General features: G+C 72.0%; 20 protein-coding genes. 15 read left to right on the plus strand and 5 right to left on the minus strand.

The annotated features are described in order from the left end of the window. Positions 1-44: 44 nt before the first annotated feature. The 3 genes from F4692_RS02500 to F4692_RS02510 all read left to right on the plus strand — a co-directional run bounded on the left by F4692_RS02500 (position 45) and on the right by F4692_RS02510 (position 2,823). Positions 45-1,031, plus strand: coding sequence for a GlxA family transcriptional regulator (locus tag F4692_RS02500; RefSeq protein WP_179618051.1), 987 nt, complete (start codon positions 45-47; stop codon positions 1,029-1,031). A gap of 151 nt (positions 1,032-1,182) precedes the next feature. Further along, positions 1,183-2,340: a DNA recombination protein RmuC gene (locus F4692_RS02505; RefSeq protein WP_179618052.1), complete on the plus strand. Its 1,158-nt coding sequence runs from the start codon at positions 1,183-1,185 to the stop codon at positions 2,338-2,340. Between the two features lie 21 nt (positions 2,341-2,361). Beyond that, complete coding sequence (locus F4692_RS02510; protein ID WP_179618053.1) at positions 2,362-2,823, plus strand: DUF6542 domain-containing protein; 462 nt, start codon at positions 2,362-2,364, stop codon at positions 2,821-2,823. Between the two features lie 6 nt (positions 2,824-2,829). On the opposite strand, the gene F4692_RS02515 is transcribed toward F4692_RS02510, so the two are convergent. Both F4692_RS02515 and F4692_RS02520 read right to left on the minus strand, forming a co-directional pair. Continuing rightward, the gene (locus F4692_RS02515) at positions 2,830-3,453 is read right to left on the minus strand and encodes an L-threonylcarbamoyladenylate synthase (RefSeq protein WP_179618054.1); all 624 of its coding nucleotides are present in this window, start codon (positions 3,451-3,453) and stop codon (positions 2,830-2,832) included. Between the two features lie 3 nt (positions 3,454-3,456). Next, positions 3,457-4,455, minus strand: coding sequence for a 4-hydroxy-3-methylbut-2-enyl diphosphate reductase (locus F4692_RS02520; RefSeq protein WP_179618055.1), 999 nt, complete (start codon positions 4,453-4,455; stop codon positions 3,457-3,459). A gap of 47 nt (positions 4,456-4,502) precedes the next feature. On the opposite strand from F4692_RS02520, the gene xseA reads away from it, so the two are divergent. Beyond that, positions 4,503-5,756: an exodeoxyribonuclease VII large subunit gene (gene xseA, locus F4692_RS02525; RefSeq protein ID WP_179618056.1), complete on the plus strand. Its 1,254-nt coding sequence runs from the start codon at positions 4,503-4,505 to the stop codon at positions 5,754-5,756. Then, a complete protein-coding gene (locus tag F4692_RS02530) occupies positions 5,749-5,961 on the plus strand; it encodes an exodeoxyribonuclease VII small subunit (protein WP_179618057.1) in 213 nt (70 codons plus the stop codon). The genes xseA and F4692_RS02530 overlap by 8 nt, the downstream gene beginning before the upstream one ends. On the opposite strand, the gene F4692_RS02535 is transcribed toward F4692_RS02530, so the two are convergent. Continuing rightward, positions 5,958-6,494, minus strand: coding sequence for a DUF4245 family protein (locus tag F4692_RS02535; RefSeq protein WP_179618058.1), 537 nt, complete (start codon positions 6,492-6,494; stop codon positions 5,958-5,960). The two genes, F4692_RS02530 and F4692_RS02535, sit on opposite strands and share 4 nt — an antisense overlap. A gap of 107 nt (positions 6,495-6,601) precedes the next feature. Here F4692_RS02535 and F4692_RS02540 point away from each other — a divergent pair, with 107 nt between their 5' ends. Genes F4692_RS02540 through glpX form a run of 5 tightly spaced genes read left to right on the plus strand, consistent with a single transcriptional unit; the run spans position 6,602 to position 10,532 of the window. Further along, a complete protein-coding gene (locus F4692_RS02540) occupies positions 6,602-7,009 on the plus strand; it encodes a TOBE domain-containing protein (RefSeq protein ID WP_179618059.1) in 408 nt (135 codons plus the stop codon). Next, positions 7,006-7,749, plus strand: coding sequence for a molybdate ABC transporter substrate-binding protein (gene modA / locus F4692_RS02545; protein WP_179618060.1), 744 nt, complete (start codon positions 7,006-7,008; stop codon positions 7,747-7,749). The genes F4692_RS02540 and modA overlap by 4 nt, the downstream gene beginning before the upstream one ends. Continuing rightward, a complete protein-coding gene (modB, locus tag F4692_RS02550) occupies positions 7,746-8,537 on the plus strand; it encodes a molybdate ABC transporter permease subunit (RefSeq protein ID WP_308645123.1) in 792 nt (263 codons plus the stop codon). Before modA ends, modB begins: the two co-directional genes overlap by 4 nt. Continuing rightward, positions 8,534-9,505: a sulfate/molybdate ABC transporter ATP-binding protein gene (locus tag F4692_RS02555; protein ID WP_179618061.1), complete on the plus strand. Its 972-nt coding sequence runs from the start codon at positions 8,534-8,536 to the stop codon at positions 9,503-9,505. The genes modB and F4692_RS02555 overlap by 4 nt, the downstream gene beginning before the upstream one ends. 10 nt (positions 9,506-9,515) lie before the next feature. Further along, on the plus strand, positions 9,516-10,532 hold the full coding sequence (glpX, locus tag F4692_RS02560; RefSeq protein WP_257029453.1) for a class II fructose-bisphosphatase: 1,017 nt from the start codon (positions 9,516-9,518) through the stop codon (positions 10,530-10,532). Here the strand turns inward: glpX and F4692_RS02565 are convergent. Continuing rightward, on the minus strand, positions 10,497-11,330 hold the full coding sequence (locus F4692_RS02565) for an esterase/lipase family protein (RefSeq protein WP_179618063.1): 834 nt from the start codon (positions 11,328-11,330) through the stop codon (positions 10,497-10,499). The genes glpX and F4692_RS02565 overlap by 36 nt on opposite strands. Before the next feature lie 91 nt (positions 11,331-11,421). On the opposite strand from F4692_RS02565, the gene F4692_RS02570 reads away from it, so the two are divergent. Continuing rightward, positions 11,422-12,351 (plus strand): alpha/beta fold hydrolase, encoded by a 930-nt coding sequence (locus tag F4692_RS02570; RefSeq protein ID WP_179618064.1) that lies wholly within the window; start codon positions 11,422-11,424, stop codon positions 12,349-12,351. Here the strand turns inward: F4692_RS02570 and galK are convergent. Continuing rightward, complete coding sequence (gene galK / locus F4692_RS02575) at positions 12,348-13,439, minus strand: galactokinase (protein WP_308645124.1); 1,092 nt, start codon at positions 13,437-13,439, stop codon at positions 12,348-12,350. The genes F4692_RS02570 and galK overlap by 4 nt on opposite strands. Positions 13,440-13,591: 152 nt before the next feature. On the opposite strand from galK, the gene F4692_RS02580 reads away from it, so the two are divergent. From F4692_RS02580 to F4692_RS02595, 4 genes are read left to right on the plus strand one after another with little or no spacing between them, the layout of a single operon-like run. After that, the gene (locus F4692_RS02580; RefSeq protein ID WP_179618066.1) at positions 13,592-14,842 is read left to right on the plus strand and encodes an extracellular solute-binding protein; all 1,251 of its coding nucleotides are present in this window, start codon (positions 13,592-13,594) and stop codon (positions 14,840-14,842) included. Beyond that, a complete protein-coding gene (locus F4692_RS02585) occupies positions 14,839-15,795 on the plus strand; it encodes a carbohydrate ABC transporter permease (protein WP_308645125.1) in 957 nt (318 codons plus the stop codon). Before F4692_RS02580 ends, F4692_RS02585 begins: the two co-directional genes overlap by 4 nt. Continuing rightward, positions 15,795-16,625: a carbohydrate ABC transporter permease gene (locus F4692_RS02590; RefSeq protein ID WP_179618067.1), complete on the plus strand. Its 831-nt coding sequence runs from the start codon at positions 15,795-15,797 to the stop codon at positions 16,623-16,625. The genes F4692_RS02585 and F4692_RS02590 overlap by 1 nt, the downstream gene beginning before the upstream one ends. Before the next feature lie 7 nt (positions 16,626-16,632). Continuing rightward, positions 16,633-17,892, plus strand: coding sequence for an ABC transporter ATP-binding protein (locus F4692_RS02595; protein ID WP_179618068.1), 1,260 nt, complete (start codon positions 16,633-16,635; stop codon positions 17,890-17,892). Positions 17,893-17,923 lie beyond the last annotated feature (31 nt).

Raw genomic sequence — 17,923 nt, forward strand, 5'->3', positions numbered from 1 at the left:
GGCTCGCGAGTGGCACGAATGCCAACATGTGAAAGGATCCGGCCATGCCGTCCTCCCCCGCTCCGCACCGGGTGGTGGTCCTCGCGATCCCGCCGGTGATCGGCTACGACCTCACCATCCCGCCACAGGTGCTCGGCGAGGCGTTCGGCGCCGACGGCCGCGCGCTCTACGACGTCGAGGTGGTCTCGCTCGACGGCGGTCCCGTGCAGGCCACGCGCGGGTACGCCATCGCGCCGTCGGCGGGCGTCGAGGCGCTCGCGAGCGCCCAGACCGTGATCGTGCCCGGCACCCAGATCGCCGGCCCGCGCCGCGACGGGTCGCTCCCCGACGACCTGCGCGCCGCCCTCGCGACCGTCCCGGCGGACGCGCGCTGGGTGTCGATCTGCACCGGCGCGTTCGTGCTCGCCGCCGCCGGCGTCCTCGACGGGCACCGGGCGACCACCCACTGGAAGTACGCCGAGGACTTCCGCCGCCTCTACCCCGAGGTGGCCGTCGACGAGGACGTCCTCTTCACCGACGACGGCCGGGTGCTGACCTCCGCCGGCCTGAGCGCCGGGACCGACCTCTGCCTGCACCTCGTGCGCCGCGACCACGGCACGGCCGTCGCCAACGCGGTCGCCCGGCACATGGTCGTGCCGCCGTGGCGCGACGGCGGCCAGGCCCAGTTCATCGAGCGGCACGTCCCCGGGCGTACCGACGAGACCACCGGCGAGGTGCGCGCGTGGGCGCAGGCGCACCTGCACCGGCCCCTCGACGTCGCCACGCTCGCGCAGCGCGCCTCGATGAGCGTGCGGACCTTCACCCGGCGCTTCCGCGAGGAGACCGGCCAGTCCCCCGGCGCCTGGGTGGCGCAGCAGCGGGTCCGGCACGCCCAGCACCTCCTCGAGGCCACCGACCTGCCCGTCGACCAGGTCGCGACGCGCGCCGGGATGGGCACGGCCGCCTCACTGCGCCAGCACATGCGCGCCAGCGTCGGGGTGTCCCCCGCGGCCTACCGGCGGACCTTCCGGGGCGCGTCGACGTCGGTGTAGTCCAGTGAGAACTGGCTGTCCCGCCGGGGTACTCCAGTGACGTCCGGCTGCCATCGGCGGCCTCCTGCAGCCAGAACTCACTGGACTACCCCGCGGTGGGGGCGGCTCGGCCCTCGCGCGTGATGTCGGTGGGTACGCCCATGCTGGGGCCATGGACACCTTCCCCCTGCTGCTCACCCTGGCGCTGGTCCTCGCCGTCGGCCTGGCGCTGGGGACGCTCATCGGGGTGCTGTGGTCGCGCAGCCGCCCCGCCGACGACCCCGCGATCGCGGCCCTCCAGCAGCGCGTCGCCGACCACGCCGTCGTCCAGGACGGCCTCGACCGCCTGCAGGACCAGCTCAGCGACCTCGCCCACGACCGGGTGGCGTGGCAGGCCCAGCTCAACCAGCAGGTCGCCGAGATGCGGCACTCCACCGACACGCTGCGCCGCGAGACCACGACGCTCGCGACGGCGCTGCGCAAGCCGCAGGTCCGGGGCCAGTGGGGCGAGCTGCACCTGCGCCGGACGGTCGAGCTCGCCGGGCTCGTGGACCACTGCGACTTCGCCGAGCAGGTGCGCGTGGACGACGGCAGGCTGCGGCCCGACCTCGTCGTGTCGCTGGCCGGCGGCCGCACGATCGCGGTGGACGCCAAGGCCCCGCTGGCGGCGTTCCTCGACCTGACCGGCACCGACGACCCGGCCGAGCACGAGCGGGCGCTCGCCCGGCTCGGCGAGCACGTCCGCACGCACGTCGCCGACCTCGGCTCGCGGCGCTACTGGGAGGCGCTGACCGGCACGCCGGAGTTCGTGGTGCTGTTCCTGCCCGGTGAGGCGATCCTGCAGGCCGCGCTGCAGGCCGTCCCCGACCTCGTCGAGCAGGCGGCCGCGCGCAACGTCGTGCTGGCGACGCCCTCGACGCTCATCGCGCTGCTCCGCACGGTCGCGCAGGGGTGGCAGCACGAGGTCCTCAACGAGCAGGCCCAGGCCGTCCAGCGGCTCGGACAGGAGCTCCACTCCCGCCTCGGGTCGATGGCCGGGCACCTCGACCGGGTCGGCCGGTCCCTCAACGCGAGCGTCGTCGCCTACAACCAGGCCATGGGCTCGCTCGAGGGGCGCGTGCTGGTCTCCGCACGGCGCTTCGCGGACCTCGGCGTGACCAACGAGCAGCTCGACCAGCCGCGCCAGGTGGAGACCGTCCCCCGCTCGCTGGCCGCCCCGGAGCTCGCCGTCCTCGACGACGTCGGTGCCACCCCGGGCGACCCGACGATCGACGAGCTGCTCGCCGCGGAGCCCGACCGGCCCCCGGCGCGCCGCGCCCGGGGCGCCTGAGTGCGGTCTAGGTTGAGCGTCGTGACACAGGCCGAGGGGTCCCGACGGGCGTTCTGGGAGGTCGGGCACGAGCCGGGCCGCCAGGTCGTCGCGCTCGGCGTCGCCCTCACCCTCACGGCGGTCAGCATCGACGTGCTCCTCGTCGGCCGGCTGACCCTCTTCTTCGACCTGTGCTTCGTCGCCTCGTGCCTCGGCCTGGCAGCGCTGGTGCGTCGACGCGACTTCTACGTCGTCGCCCTGCTCCCGCCCGTCCTCCTGACGACGGTCTTCACCTTCGTCGCCCTGGTGGACCGCGCGGCGATCGCCGACCGCCGCGACAGCGTCCTGCAGGCGGTCGTGTCCGGTGTCGCCACGCACGGAGTGGCGCTGTTCGTCGCGTACGCCCTCTGCCTGGGCTGGCTGGGCTGGCGCCTGCGCCAGGAGGGCGAGGCGGGGATCGCGGCTGAGCTCGAGCGCGAGCTCGGCCGGCGGCGCGCAGGCTGAGCCGGGTCAGTCGTCGAAGCGGGACACGTCGCCCGCGCCGCGGCGCACGACGACGGGCTCGGCGTCCGACCAGTCGATGACCGAGGTCGGCTCGGCGGTGACCTCGCCGGACTCGACGACGATGTCGACCACGTGGTCGAGGTCCTCCTTGATCTCCCAGCCCATCGTCCGCGCCTCGGTCTCACCGGGCAGGATCAACGTGCTGGTGAGGATCGGCTCGCCGAGCTCCTCGAGGAGCGCGCACACCAGGGTGTGCTCGGGGATGCGGACGCCGACCGTGCGCTTCTTGGGGTGCATCAGCCGCTTCGGCACCTCGCCCGTCGCGGGGAGGATGAAGGTGTAGGGGCCGGGCGTCGCGGCCTTGATCGCCCGGAACGCCGAGTTGTCGACGTGGACGAACTGCCCGAGCTGGGCGAAGTCCTTGCACATCAGCGTGAAGTGGTGGCGGTCGTCGAGCTCGCGGATGCGCAGGATCCGGTCCCGGCCCTCGCGGTTGCCGAGCTGGGCGCCGAGGGCGTACCCCGAGTCGGTGGGGTAGGCGATCAGCTCGTCGTTGCGCAGCGCCTCGACGACCTGGGTGACCAGGCGCGGCTGCGGGTTGTCCGGGTGGATGTCGAGGAAGCGCGCCACGGCTCAGGCCTTCTGGGCGGCGCGCAGGTCGCGGCGCAGCTCCGGCGGGAGCGCGAAGATCAACGACTCCTCGGCCGAGTGGACCGCACGCGCGTCGGGATAGCCGCGCTCGGACAGGAAGGCAAGCACGCCCTCGACGAGGTCCTCCGGCACGGAGGCGCCCGAGGTCACCGACACCGTCTCCACGCCGTCGAGCCACGCCTCGTCGATCTCGGTGTGGTCGTCGACGAGGTAGGACGCCTTGGCGCCGGACTCCAGCGCCACCTCGACGAGGCGCACGGAGTTGGAGGAGTTGCGCGAGCCGACCACGATCACCAGGTCGGCGTCCGCGGAGATCTCCTTGATGGCGAGCTGACGGTTCTGGGTGGCGTAGCAGATGTCGTCGCTGGGCGGGTCGAGCAGCAGCGGGAACTTCTCCCGGATGGCGGCGACCGTCTCCAGGGTCTCGTCGACGCTCAGCGTGGTCTGCGACAGCCAGGCGACCTTCGCCGGGTCGCGGACGACGATCTGGTCCACGTCGTCGGGGCTCTGCACGAGCTGGATGTGCTCGGGCGCCTCGCCGGCGGTCCCCTCGACCTCCTCGTGACCCTCGTGCCCGATGAGGAGGATGTCGTAGTCGTCGGCCGCGAAGCGCTTGGCCTCGTGGTGGACCTTCGTCACCAGGGGGCAGGTCGCGTCGATGGTCTTGAGCCCGCGCTCGGCGGCCTGGGTGTGCACGGCCGGGGAGACGCCGTGGGCCGAGAACACGACCGTCTGGCCCTCGGGGACCTCGTCGAGCTCCTCGACGAAGATCGCGCCGCGCGACTCGAGGTTGGCCACGACGTGCTTGTTGTGCACGATCTGCTTGCGGACGTAGACGGGCGAGCCGTAGAGGTCCAGCGCCTTCTCGACGGTGATCACGGCCCGGTCCACGCCGGCGCAGTAGCCACGCGGGGCCGCCAGCAGGACGTTCTTGGCGGTCTCGGGGTCGAGGACCGGGGGAAGGCCGAGGTCGGTGCTCATGGCATCGAGTCTACGGGGGTGTCCGTGCGCTCCCCTATCCTCGCCGCGTGCCCTCCCTCCGCGACGCCACGGCCGACTCGCCGGCCCCGGTGCGCGCCGTCGCCAACGCGGTCGCGCAGTGGATCGACAAGCTCGGCGGCGTCTGGGTCGAGGGCCAGATCGCCCAGGTCAACCGGCGCCCCGGCGTCAACACCGTCTTCATGACGCTGCGCGACACGGTCGCCGACATCTCGGTGACGCTGACCTGCGCACGCTCGCTGTTCGACTCGATGAACCCGCCCCTGGTCGAGGGGGCCAGCGTCGTCGTCCACGCCCGACCGAGCTTCTACGCCAACCGTGGCTCGTTCTCCCTCGCCGCGCGCGAGATCCGGATGGTCGGCCTCGGCGAGCTCCTCGCCCGCCTGGAGCGCCGTCGCCAGCTGCTCGCCGCCGAGGGGCTGTTCGCACCGGAGCTCAAGCGCGACCTGCCGTTCCTGCCCGGCAGGGTGGGCCTGGTCACCGCGCCCAACAGCGCCGCGGAGCGCGACGTCCTGGAGAACGCCCGCCGCCGCTGGCCGTCGGTGGAGTTCGAGGTGGCCTACGCCGCCATGCAGGGCACCCGCTCGGCCGCCGAGGTGATGGAGGCGCTCGACCGGCTCGAGCGCAGGGCCGACGTCGACGTCATCGTCGTCGCGCGTGGCGGCGGCTCGATCGAGGACCTCCTCCCGTTCTCCGACGAGGCGCTGGTCCGCGCGGTCCACGGCATGCGTACGCCCGTCGTGTCCGCGATCGGCCACGAGCCCGACCAGCCGCTGCTCGACCTCGTCGCCGACGTCCGCGCCTCCACCCCGACCGACGCCGCCAAGCTGGTCGTCCCCGACATGGCCGAGGAGGTCAACGGCGTCACGTGGGCCCGCGACCGGCTGCGCCAGGTCATCACGCAGCGGATCGCGCGCGAGCAGGAGTGGCTGGCCCAGGTACGCTCGCGGCCCGCGATGGCCGACCCGCGCAACCTGCTCTCGGCCCGCTCCGACGAGCTCGACGACCTGCTCGCGCGCGCCCGCCGTACGCTCTCGCACCGCCTGGACCGCGCCGCCGACGACATCGGCCACCAGCGCGCCCGCGCCCAGGCGCTCTCGCCGCTCGCCACCCTGCAGCGCGGGTACGCCGTGCTGCAGGACGCCGACGGGCACGTCGTCACCTCGGTCGCGCAGGCGGCCGTCGGTGCCGCGGTGTCCGTCCGGGTCGCCGACGGCCGCGTCCACGCCACCACGGACCGCATCGAGGAAGCACACCTGGTCGAGGAGGACCGAGATGAGTGAGACCGCCCCACCCCGGGAGCTCGGCTACGAGGAGGCTCGCGAGGAGCTGATCGAGGTGGTCCGCACGCTCGAGGCGGGCGGCACCACCCTCGAGGAGTCGCTGGCGCTGTGGGAGCGCGGCGAGGCGCTCGCCACGGTCTGCCAGGAGTGGCTCGACGGCGCCCGCAGGCGGCTGGACGAGGCGATGGGACCCGACGCGGACTAGCGGGTGAGGAGGCCGAGGTAGGCCTCGATGTCCTCGACCGGTGCCGAGCCGTAGACCAGGACGGCCTCGTCGTCGACCTCGGTCGAGAAACCGTGGTCGCCGCCGGAGTCCGACCACGTCTGCCACGTGTCGGTGATCTCCGACTCGACCGTCGCGTCGTCGCCCGCCTCGGCCTTCTCGTCGACGTAGGAGCGGACCAGCTCGTCGACCGAGGTGTCCTGCTGCCGGATGCCGACGAAGCGGCCCTCGTCGGTCAGCACCCCGAGCCCCCACCGCGGGTCGTCGCCCGCCCGGAGGTCGACGCTCGTGGCGGTCCAGCCGTCCGGCAGCTCGCGCGGGTGGACGACCCGGAGGTTCGCCCCCTGGGCGACCTCGACGCTGTCGCGCCAGTCCACCGGCACGACGGTGTCGTCGGTCTCGCCGCGGAACAGGCTGCGCCACGCCACGAAGGCGACGACGACCACGACGGTCACGATGAGGGCGCCCGTCATGCCGCTGAAGGAGCGGTTGTACCGGCTGGGCTGCTCACTCACGCCGCCCATCCTCCCAGCCGGGCCCGCCCACTGTGACGCCGGGTGCGTCCGACCGCTGGCGCGGACCATCAGGGCCGATTCCGCCGCAGGTGCGGCATACTCCCACCGTGATCACCTACCGAATCGCGGAGGCAGCCGAGGTGCTGGCCGTGAGCGACGACACCGTACGCCGCTGGGTGGACGCGGGGCGGATCCCCTCGCGTCGCACCGACGGCCGCACCACGGTGACGGGTCCGGACCTCGCCGACCTGGCCGAGCAGCTGGTCGAGTCGGGCGAGCTCGCCGAGCGCGACCGCACCCACGCCGGCCGGGTCAGCGCCCGCAACCGGATGAGCGGGATCGTCACCCGGGTCAAGCGGGACACCGTGATGGCCCAGGTCGAGATGATCTGCGGGCCCTACCGCGTCGTGTCGCTGATGAGCAGCGACGCCGCGGACGAGCTCGGCCTCGAGCCGGGTGTACGCGCCATCGCCAGCGTCAAGTCCACCAACGTCGTGGTGGAGGTCCCCCAATGAGGAGGGTCGCGCTGGTCGCCCTGCTGCTCCCCCTGTGCGCCTGCGGGGGCGGTGAGGACGCCGGGTCGTCGGACGACGACCGCACGATCACCGTGCTGGCCGCCGCGTCGCTCACCGACGTGTTCGAGCAGCTCGCGACGCCGTTCGAGGAGGAGCACGGCGTCGACGTGACGTTCTCCTTCGGCTCGAGCACCGACCTCGCCGAGCTGGCCGCGGACGGCGCGCCGGGCGACGTCCTCGCCACCGCCGACGCGACGTCGATGGGCCTCGCCGAGGACGCCGGGGTGACCGGCGACGTCGAGACCTTCGCGACCAACGTCCTCACGATCGTGGTGCCGGAGGGCAACCCCGCCGGGATCGAGTCCCTCGACGACCTCGACGGGTCCACCTGGGTGCGCTGCGCCGACGAGGTGCCGTGCGGCAAGGTCGCGCGGGCCGTCCTGGAGGCCGCCGGCGTCACCGCGGAGCCGGTCAGCCTCGAGGAGGACGTCCGGGCCACCCTCGACAAGGTCGTCTCGGGCGAGGCGGACGCCGGCCTGGTGTATGCCACCGACGCGGTCGCCGCGGCCGACGACGTGGACGCGGTCGAGATCCCGGGCGCCGAGGACGCGCTGACGTCCTACGTCGCCGCGACCCTGGAGCAGTCGACCGACGCCGACCTCGCGGCGGACTGGGTGGCGTGGCTGCGATCGGAGGAGGGCCGGGAGATCCTCGACGACGCAGGGTTCGGCAGCCCGTGAGGGACCGCCTCGGCCGCCCGCCGGCGCTCCTCGTGGTGCCCGCGGTCGTCGCCACGCTGCTCCTCCTGGTCCCGCTGGTGGCGATGGTCGCGAGCACCGACTGGCAGGCGCTCCCCGACCACCTGACCTCGCGCACGGCGCTCGACGCGCTGCGGATCTCGCTCCTCACCTCCACCGTCGCGATCGCGTTCTGCCTGCTGCTCGGGCTCCCCCTGGCGTGGCTGCTCGCCCGCGTCGACTTCCGGGGCCGCGGCGCCCTGCGTGCGCTCGTGACCGTGCCGCTGGTGCTGCCGCCCGTCGTCGCGGGCGTGGCGCTGCGCAGCGCCTTCGGCCGCACCGGCCTGGTCGGCGAGCCCCTGCTCGAGTGGACCGGCTTCGCGTTCCCGTTCACGACGTGGGGCGTCGTGCTGGCCCACGTCTTCGTCTCGATGCCCTTCGTGGTGATCGCGATCGAGGGGGCGCTGCGCTCGGCCGACCCGAGGTACGACGACGCCGCGGCCACGCTCGGCGCCACCCGGTGGACGACGTTCCGCCGGGTCACGGTCCCGCTCGCCCTGCCCGGCGTGGTCGCCGGCACCGTCCTCGGGTGGGCACGCTCGCTCGGCGAGTTCGGCGCGACCATCACCTTCAACGGCAACTACCCGGGCACGACGCAGACGATGCCGACGCTGATCTACGTCACCCGCCAGGCCGACCAGGACGCCGCACTGTCGCTGAGCCTGGTGATGCTGCTCGTGTCCATCGGCGTCCTCGTCGCCCTGCGCGACCACTGGCTGGGGACGCCATGAGCGGCGCACGGCTCACCGCCGACCTCCGCGTCGCCGACCGCGTCGAGGCGTCGTTCGTCGCCGAGCCGGGCGAGGTCCTCGCGGTGATCGGGCCGAACGGCGCCGGCAAGAGCTCGCTCCTGCACGCCCTCGCCGGCCTGGTCGACGTCACCGGCACCGCCCTGCTCGGCGACACGGACCTGCTGGCCCTGCCCGTCCGGGAGCGCCGTGTCGGCCTGGTGTTCCAGGGCCAGCTGCTCTTCCCGCACCTCACGGCGCTCGACAACGTGGCGTTCGGGCTCCGCGCACGCGGCGAGTCCCGCGCCCGCGCCGACGCCGTGGCGCGCGACTGGCTGGAGCGCTTCGGCATCGCCGAGCTGGCCGGCCGCAGGCCGCGGGAGCTGTCCGGCGGGCAGGCCCAGCGCGTGGCGATCGCGCGCGCCCTGGCCACCGACCCCGACGTCCTGCTGCTCGACGAGCCCTTCACCGGCCTGGACGTCTCGGTCCAGATGGCGCTGAGGATCGAGCTCGGCCGGCACCTGCGCGACTTCGCCGGGATCGCGCTGCTGGTGACGCACGACGCGATCGACGCCCTCACGCTGGCCGACCGGGTCCTCGTGCTCGACGACGGCGGGGTGGCCCAGGTGGGGGCGCCCGCCGAGGTGGCGGCCGAGCCCCGCACGCCGCACGTCGCCCGGCTGGTCGGGCTCAACCTCGTCGCCGACGGGGAGGAGATGATCGCCTTCACCCCGGACGCGGTCGTGGTGTCGCTCCACGAGCCGGAGGGGTCGACCCGCCTGCGGTGGCGCGGACCGATCGCGACCGTCGCGCCCCACGGCGACGTCGTACGCCTCCTGGTGCACGCCGGGCCCGACCTGCTGGCCGACCTCACGCCCGCAGCGGCCACCGAGCTCGGCCTCCTCCCCGGCCGGGAGGTGTGGCTGTCGACCAAGGCGACCGCGGTGAGCCGCTACCCCGCCCGCGGCTAGCATGCGCGCCATGACTGCCACCCCCTCGGAGCACGCCCCGCAGCCCGAACGCAACCTCGCCCTCGAGCTGGTGCGCGTCACCGAGTCGGCCGCGATGGCGGCCGGTCGATGGGTGGGTCGTGGTGACAAGAACGACGCCGACGGCGTGGCCGTCGAGGCGATGCGCTACATGATCTCCACGGTCGAGATGCGGGGCACGGTCGTCATCGGCGAGGGCGAGAAGGACAACGCCCCGATGCTCTTCAACGGCGAGCAGGTCGGCGACGGCACCGGTCCCGAGTGCGACGTCGCCGTCGACCCGATCGACGGCACGACGCTCACCGCCAAGGGCATGAGCAACGCCATCTCGGTGCTCGCGGTGTCGCCGCGCGGCTCGATGTACGACCCGAGCGCCGTCTTCTACATGGACAAGCTCGCGACCGGCCCCGAGGCGGCCGACGTGGTCGACCTCCGGCTGCCGGTGAAGGAGAACATCGCCCGGGTGGCGAAGGCCAAGGGCATCTCGGTCCACGACGTCACTGTGGTCCTGCTCGACCGGCCGCGCCACGCGCAGCTCGTCGAGGACATCCGCGCGACCGGCGCGCGCATCAAGTACATCACCGACGGCGACGTGGCCGGCGCGATCATGGCCGCCCGCCCCGACACCGGGGTCGACCTCATGCTCGGCGTCGGCGGCACCCCCGAGGGGATCATCGCGGCCTGCGCGATGAAGTGCATCGGCGGCAAGATCCAGGGCCAGCTGTGGCCGCAGGACGACGACGAGCGGCAGCGTGCGCTCGACGCCGGTCACGACCTCGACCGCGACGTCGTCCTCGGCACGGACGACCTGGTGACGGGCGACGACGCGTTCTTCGTGGCCACCGGCATCACCGACGGCGAGCTCATGCGTGGCGTCCGCTACCGCGGCAACGGCGTCACGACGCACTCGCTGGTGATGCGCTCGCGCAGCGGAACGGTCCGCTCGATCACCGCCGAGCACCAGCTCTCCAAGCTACGCAATCTCTCCACGATCGACTTCGACAACTGACGCGACGGCCACGGGCCGCAGGGCGAGCGACACGGCGGTGATCACCGCCGGGTCGAAGGCCATCCCGACGTGCGACGAGCGCACCTCGACCGGGTGCGCGGCCGGGTCGACGCAGGCGCGCCAGTCCACGATGCCGTCACGGCGGGAGAAGACGGCGGTGAAGTCCAGGCCCTGCGGCCACGGAGCCCGGGCCTGGTCGAAGCTCTCCTGCGCGCAGGTGCCCGCGACGCAGTCCTCGGCCATCAGGCCGCGCATCCCGGCGCGGTTGAGCCGCACCAGCAGGTCGACGCTGCGCGCCAGCGAGGCGTGGTGCGCGCCGGGAGCAAGGACCGGGCTGCCCATGGTCACGATGCCGGCGACCAGGTCGGGGCGCCGTGCGGCGACGCCGCGGGCCAGCATCCCGCCGAGGCTGTGCCCGACGACGCGCACCCGTGAGCCGCGGCGCTGCGAGATCTCCTCCAACCGCTCCTCGAGCTGGCGCGCGGCGGCGAGGGTGCAGCCGACGTTGGCTCGGATGTCGGCCCGGTAGGTCCGGAACCCCTGGTGGCGCAGGGTCCGGCTCATCGGCGCGAGCGAGGAGTCGCCCGCCAGGAAGCCCGGCACCAGCAGCACGGGCTCGGTGACGCGGACCGGGCGCGAGGCGTAGGGCGTACGACGCCGCGCGCCGCGCGCGCCGAACGCCTGCACCGCGTAGCGACCCGCCTCCGTCACCAGCGATCCCTCGCGCAGCACCGCAGCCACCGAGGGCTGCGAGAAGCCCTCCGGCGTCAGGAATGCCGCCACTGTGCGCTGGGTCACAGTCGTCGAACCTAGCCGAGACCCCGCAGGGAACGGGGGACGTCGCTCACTTTGCGTTCTTTCGGGGACGGTCGTCGTGTTCACTGGGGACATGTCCAGCCCCCGCGACGCCTCGTCGCCCGTCGTCTCCGACGAGCTCCGTGCTCCGGTCGGCAACCAGGTCGAGCTCTGCTACCAGACCATCGGGGACCCCTCCGACGAGCCGCTGCTCCTCGTCATGGGGCTCAGCGGGCCGATGACGTGGTGGGACGAGGCCTTCTGCGTGCTGCTCGCGTCCGCCGGCTTCCACGTCGTGCGCTACGACAACCGCGACACGGGGCGCTCCTCCCGGTTCCCCGCACCGGCCCGGGGCGACCAGCTCGTGCGCGCCTTCGCGACCGGCAACGCCCGTGCGCCGTACTCGATGAGCGACCTGGCCGAGGACGCCACTGCCCTCCTGGACCACCTCGGCATCGAGTCCGCGCACCTCGTCGGCGTCTCGATGGGCGGCATGATCGCGCAGACCGTGGCCATCGAGCACCCCACGCGGGTGCGGTCGCTGACCAGCATCAGCTCCACCACCGGTCGCCGGACGGTCGGCTGGCAGCACCCCTCCCTGCTCCCCCGGCTGATCGCCCCGCGCAAAGCCGGCCGCGACGCCTACGTCGAGACGAGCCTGGCGATGTGGTCGTTGATCGGCTCGACCGGCTTCCCCTCCGACCCCGAGACGCTGCGCACCCGCGCGGGCACCACCTTCGACCGCGGCGTCAGCGCGAGCGGAGCGGTGCGCCAGATGCTGGCGATCCTCACCCAGCCCGACCGCACGCCCCGGCTGCGCAGCCTGCGCGTCCCCGCCCTGGTCATCCACGGCACGGAGGACAAGATGGTCCACGTCAGCGGCGGACGCTCGACGGCGGCTGCGATCCCCGGCGCCGAGCTGCTGCTCGTCGACGGGATGGGCCACGACCTCCCGCCCGAGCTGTTCGAGGTGTTCGTCGACGCGATCGTCACGACCGCCGAGCGAGCCCGGACGACTGCCTAGAGGACGCGTGCGCCCGCCGACGGCGCGGCGGTGAAGAGGTCGGGCTCGCCGAAGCCCGCGTCCGCGAAGGCGGAGCGTACGGCCTCGCCCGCCGCGTCGACGTCGGCGTCCGGCACCAGCCCGATCACGCACCCGCCGAACCCGCCGCCGGTCATCCGGGCGCCGAGGGCGCCTGCGGCCAGGAGCGCGTCTACGGCGGTGTCCACCTCGGGGACGGTGATGCGGAAGTCGTCGCGCATCGACGCGTGCGAGGCCGTCAGTGCCGGTCCGATCTCTTCGAGACGGCCCTCGTCCAGCAGGCGCACCACCGACAGCACCCGGTCGTCCTCGGTGACGACGTGGCGCACATAGCGGCGCAGCTCCTCGTCGTCGAGGCGTGCCAGCGCGTCGTCGAGGTCCGCCGCGGTGACGTCGCGCAGGGCGGGCACGCCCAGCAGGCGCGCCGCCTCCTCGCAGCCGCGCCGGCGGGCGCCGTACTCGCCGTCGGCGTGCGTGTGCGGCGCGCGGGTGTCGACGACCAGGACGGTGAGGTCGCTGCCGGCGAGGTCGAGCGGGACCGGGCGGGTGTCGTTGCTGCGCATGTCGCAGAAGAGCGCGTGACCCTCGAGGCCGCGCAGGCTGACGAGCTGGTCCATCCCGCCGGTGGGTGCGCCGACGGCGTCGTTCTCGACGTCGCGGGTCAGTGCGAAGAGGGCGTCGTCGTCGAGCCCGAGGCCGAGGTGGTCGTCGACCGCGCGGACCACCGAGCAGACCAGGGCGGCGGAGGACGAGAGCCCCGCACCGGTGGGCACGTCGGAGTCGACCTCGATCGCCAGGGGCGGGACGTCGACGCCGCGGTCGACGAGCAGCCACAGCACGCCGAGGACGTACCTCGCCCACGCCGGCACGTCCGGGGCGTCGTCGAGGCCGGTGCGGTCGACGACGACGGGGTCGGCCTCCTGAGCGGACGACGCCGCCCACCCGTCGTCGCGCGACGACACGACGGCGGTGCAGCCGACGGCCAGCGCGAACGGCAGCACGAAGCCGTCGTTGTAGTCGGTGTGCTCACCGATCAGGTTGATCCGTCCGGGCGCGATCCAGCGAGTCACGACGGGCCGCTCCCTGGGCTCATTCGAAGGGTTGAGGTCTGTTGCCAAACCCTAGCCGCAGCCGATAGACCAGTGACCGCAGTCACGGAAGAGGAGGGCGCATGGCACCACGATCATCGACCCGACCACGAGGTCGACCGACGCGCAGGCGCTTGGCCGGCACGGTGGCGACGCTCGCGCTGGCGAGCAGCCTGCTGGCTGCCTGCGGTGGCGACGGCGACAAGCCGGAGCTCGTCTGGTACATCAACCCCGACAGCGGCGGACAGGCAGCGATCGCAGAGGACTGCTCCACCGACGAGTACACGATCACCACGCAGGTCCTCCCGCAGGACGCGAGCCAGCAGCGCATCCAGCTGGCCCGACGGCTCGCGGCGAAGGACCCGGAGATCGACCTGATGTCGCTGGACCCGCCGTTCACCGCGGAGTTCGCCGACGCCGGGTTCCTCGCACCGGTCCCGCAGGAGACGCTGCAGCAGCTCGAGGACCAGGGCACCTTCCAGGGCGCCCTGGACGCCGCCACGTGGAACGACGAGCTCGTGGTCTTCCCGTTCTGGTCCAACACCCAGGTCCTCTGGTACCGCAAGTCCTTCGTCGAGAAGGCCGGCATCGACATGTCGCAGCCCGTCACCTGGGAGCAGATCATCAAGGCCGCCAGCGACAACGGCGGCAAGATCGGCGTCCAGGCCAACAAGTACGAGGGCTACGTCGTGTGGATCAACGCCCTCATCGAGAGCGCCGGCGGCCAGATCCTCGAGGACGCCTCCGCGGGCGTCGACGCCAAGATCACCATCCAGGACGAGCCCGGTGAGGTGGCGGCGAAGATCATCGAGGACCTCGCCAGCTCCTCGGCGGCGCCGTCCGACCTCAGCGTGTCCAACGAGGGCACCGCAGGCTCCACCTTCGGGTCCGACCAGGGCTCGTTCCTGGTCAACTGGACCTACATCTTCCACAACTACGACGACACCGCCCCCGACGTCGCCAAGGACATCGGGTACGCCCGGTACCCGCAGGCGGTCGAGGGCGAGGAGTCCCGCCCGCCCTACGGCGGCATCGGCATCGGGGTCAGCGAGTACTCCGACCAGAAGGACCTCGCGCTCGAGGCGGCGGCGTGCCTCGTCGAGCCCGAGCAGCAGGGCAAGAACGCGGAGATGACCGGCAACATGCCGGCGAGCACGGCCGGCTACGACTACCCGGCCCTGGCGGACATCTATCCCGAGGACCTGCTGCAGCTGTTCCAGGAGAGCGTGAACGCCGCCGCACCGCGCACCGTGACGCCCTACTGGAGCGACGTGTCCAGCTCCATCCAGGCGACCTGGCACCCGCCGGCCACGGTCGACTCCGACACCCCGCCGAGCTCCGAGACCTTCATCGAGGAGATCCTCAAGGGAAGGAAGCTGCTGTGAGCACGACGATCGCCACCGAGCCCCAGGCGGGCAAGGGCAAGGAGAGCAGACCGGTCGTCAGCGACCGCAGCGCGGCCGAGAACCGCCTCGGCCTCAAGCTGGTCGCACCGGCCGTCATCCTGATGCTCCTCGTGACCGCCTGGCCGATGATCCAGGCGCTCTACCTCTCGCTGTTCCGCTACCGGCTCACCGCGCCGGACGACCGCGAGTTCATCGGCATCGACAACTACGTCACCGTGCTCACCGACAGCCTGTTCTGGCGCGACACCTGGAACACGCTGCTGATCATGGTGGTGACGGTCGCGGTCGAGCTGGTCGTCGGCTTCGCCTTCGCGATGGTGATGCACCGCATCGTCTTCGCCCGCGGGCTGATGCGCACCTCGATCCTGATCCCCTACGGCATCATCACGGTCGTCTCGGCCTTCGCCTGGCAGTTCGCGTTCTCGCTCAACAACGGCTTCGTGAACTCCTGGTTCAGCTGGCTGCCGTGGATCACCGCGGACACCAACTGGTACGGCGACCACTGGCCGGCGATGTTCGCGATCATGGTCTCCGAGATCTGGAAGACCACCCCGTTCATGGCCCTGCTGCTCCTCGCGGGCCTCGCGCAGGTGAGCGAGGACATGCTCGAGGCGGCCAAGGTCGACGGCGCCACGTGGTGGCAGCGGCTGACCAAGGTGATCCTGCCCAACATGCGCGCGGCGATCATGGTGGCGGTCCTGTTCCGCGCGCTCGACGCCTACCGCATCTTCGACAACATCTTCGTGATGACCCGAGGGGCGCAGGACACCGAGTCGATCTCGTTCCTGACCTACCGCCAGGTCATCGAGCAGATGCAGCTGGGACTCGGCTCCGCGCTGTCGGTGCTGCTGTTCTTGTCGGTGCTGCTGCTGGCGTGGCTGATCGTCAAGCTGTTCAAGGTGGACCTGGCGCAGGCGAGGGGTGAGGGCTGATGGACGCCAAGACGAAGGTCGGCACGTGGATCGGGTTCGTCCTGATCATGCTGTGGTGCCTGTTCCCGGTCGCGTGGATCATCTCGCTGTCCTTCAAGTCCGAGGGCGAGACCGCGACCGGCAGCGCCCAGTTCCTGCCCAAGGAGCCGACGTGGGACAACTACTCCGCGATCCTCGACAACGGTGACTTCACGCGGGCGCTGATCAACTCGTTCGGCATCGCGCTGATCGCGACCGTGCTGTCGGTCATCTTCGCGACGCTCGCGGCGTACGCCATCGCGCGGCTCGACTTCAAGGGCAAGCGCCTGGTGCTGTCCCTGGCGCTCGCGATCGCGATGTTCCCGGTGGTGTCGCTGGTCGGTCCGCTCTTCGACATGTGGACCACGTTCGGGCTGTTCAACACCTGGCCCGGCCTGATCATCCCCTACATGTCGTTCACGCTGCCGCTGGCGATCTGGACCCTGTCCGCCTTCTTCCGCGAGATCCCGTGGGAGATGGAGCAGGCCGCCCAGGTCGACGGCGCCACCTCGTGGCAGGCGTTCCGCAAGGTGATCGTCCCCCTCGCCGCACCCGGTGTCTTCACCGCGGCGATCCTGACGTTCTTCTTCGCCTGGAACGAGTTCGTGCTCGCGATCTCGTTGACGTCCACCACGTCCTCGCGGACGGTGCCGGCGCAGATGTCGTTCTTCGTCGGTCCCGACCCGTTCAACCCGCCGTACGCGCAGCTCGCGACGGCGTCGGTCATCGTCACGCTGCCGGTGATCATCATCGTCCTGCTGTTCCAGCGCAAGATCGTCGCCGGCCTGACCTCCGGCGCAGTGAAGGGGTGATCAGCTCATGGCTGCCATCGAGATGAAGAACATCGTCAAGCAGTACGGCGACGGCTTCCCGGCCGTCAACGACGTGAGCATCGACGTGGAGGACGGGGAGTTCCTCATCCTCGTCGGCCCGTCCGGGTGCGGGAAGTCCACGCTCCTGCGGATGATCGTCGGCCTGGAGGACATCACCGACGGCGACATGATGATCGGCGGCAAGCGGGTCAACGACCTCGCCCCGCGCGACCGCAACCTGTCGATGGTGTTCCAGAACTACGCGCTCTACCCCCACCTCACGGTCTACGAGAACATCGCGTTCCCGTTGCGCCTGGCCAACAAGCCCGACTCCGAGGTCGACCAGAAGGTGCGCGACGCGTCCAAGACGCTCGAGCTCGACGAGCACCTCGAGCGCAAGCCCGGGAACCTGTCGGGTGGCCAGCGGCAGCGTGTCGCGATGGGACGCGCGATCGTCCGCGACGCGGAGGCGTTCCTCTTCGACGAGCCGCTGTCCAACCTCGACGCCAAGCTCCGCGGCCAGATGCGCACGGAGATCTCGCGGCTGCAGAAGCGGCTGGGCATCACCACGGTCTACGTCACCCACGACCAGACCGAGGCGATGACGCTGGGCGACCGGGTCGCGGTGCTCAAGCGCGGGGTGCTCCAGCAGCACGCCACGCCGCGCGAGCTCTACGAGAACCCCGCCAACCTGTTCGTCGCGGGCTTCATCGGGTCCCCTCCGATGAACTTCCTGCCGGCGACCGTCAAGGGCAACCAGGTCGAGCTGCCGTTCGGCACGGTCACCATCCCCGAGGAGAAGGCCGCCAAGGCCCAGGGCAAGGGCCTGCTCATCGCCGGCATCCGGCCCGACCACTTCGAGGACGCCTCGGTCGTCGACTCCGACAAGGCCACCGAGGAGGCGACCTTCAAGGCGACCGTCGACGTGGTGGAGTGGCTCGGCAACGAGGCCTACGCCTACATCCCGTTCGAGGCTCCCCCGGAGGTGCAGAAGCAGCTCCAGCAGCTCGAGCGCGACCTCGACGGGGAGTCGCTGCGCACCCAGCTCGTCGTCTCGCTCGACGGCGCGAGCCGGATCAGCGAGGGCGACGAGGCCACCATCTGGGTCGACGCCCGCAAGATCCACCTGTTCGACCCGGCGTCGGGCGAGAACCTGACGATGGACGCGAGCCACGCTGGCATCGTCCCCGGCGGCAACGCCATGGCGAAGGCCGAGGAGGTCGGCGAGGTGCAGGACGGCGTCCAGCCCCAGAGCCAGGACGGCTGACCGCCCGACCCACCGGACGACCGTGGCCCCC

The organism is Nocardioides cavernae, from assembly GCF_013410035.1.
Taxonomy (GTDB): domain Bacteria; phylum Actinomycetota; class Actinomycetes; order Propionibacteriales; family Nocardioidaceae; genus Nocardioides; species Nocardioides cavernae_A.

Bases quoted from the DNA above. Each gene is read 5' to 3' on its own strand.
- F4692_RS02590 (WP_179618067.1), top strand. From the start codon at position 15,795: ATGGACGCCAAGACGAAGGTCGGCACGTGGATCGGGTTCGTCCTGATC.
- F4692_RS02555 (WP_179618061.1), top strand. From the start codon at position 8,534: ATGAGCGGCGCACGGCTCACCGCCGACCTCCGCGTCGCCGACCGCGTC.
- F4692_RS02530 (WP_179618057.1), top strand. From the start codon at position 5,749: ATGAGTGAGACCGCCCCACCCCGGGAGCTCGGCTACGAGGAGGCTCGC.
- F4692_RS02595 (WP_179618068.1), top strand. From the start codon at position 16,633: ATGGCTGCCATCGAGATGAAGAACATCGTCAAGCAGTACGGCGACGGC.
- F4692_RS02505 (WP_179618052.1), top strand. From the start codon at position 1,183: ATGGACACCTTCCCCCTGCTGCTCACCCTGGCGCTGGTCCTCGCCGTC.
- F4692_RS02570 (WP_179618064.1), top strand. From the start codon at position 11,422: ATGTCCAGCCCCCGCGACGCCTCGTCGCCCGTCGTCTCCGACGAGCTC.
- F4692_RS02520 (WP_179618055.1), bottom strand. From the start codon at position 4,455: ATGAGCACCGACCTCGGCCTTCCCCCGGTCCTCGACCCCGAGACCGCC.
- F4692_RS02500 (WP_179618051.1), top strand. From the start codon at position 45: ATGCCGTCCTCCCCCGCTCCGCACCGGGTGGTGGTCCTCGCGATCCCG.
- glpX (WP_257029453.1), top strand. From the start codon at position 9,516: ATGACTGCCACCCCCTCGGAGCACGCCCCGCAGCCCGAACGCAACCTC.
- modA (WP_179618060.1), top strand. From the start codon at position 7,006: ATGAGGAGGGTCGCGCTGGTCGCCCTGCTGCTCCCCCTGTGCGCCTGC.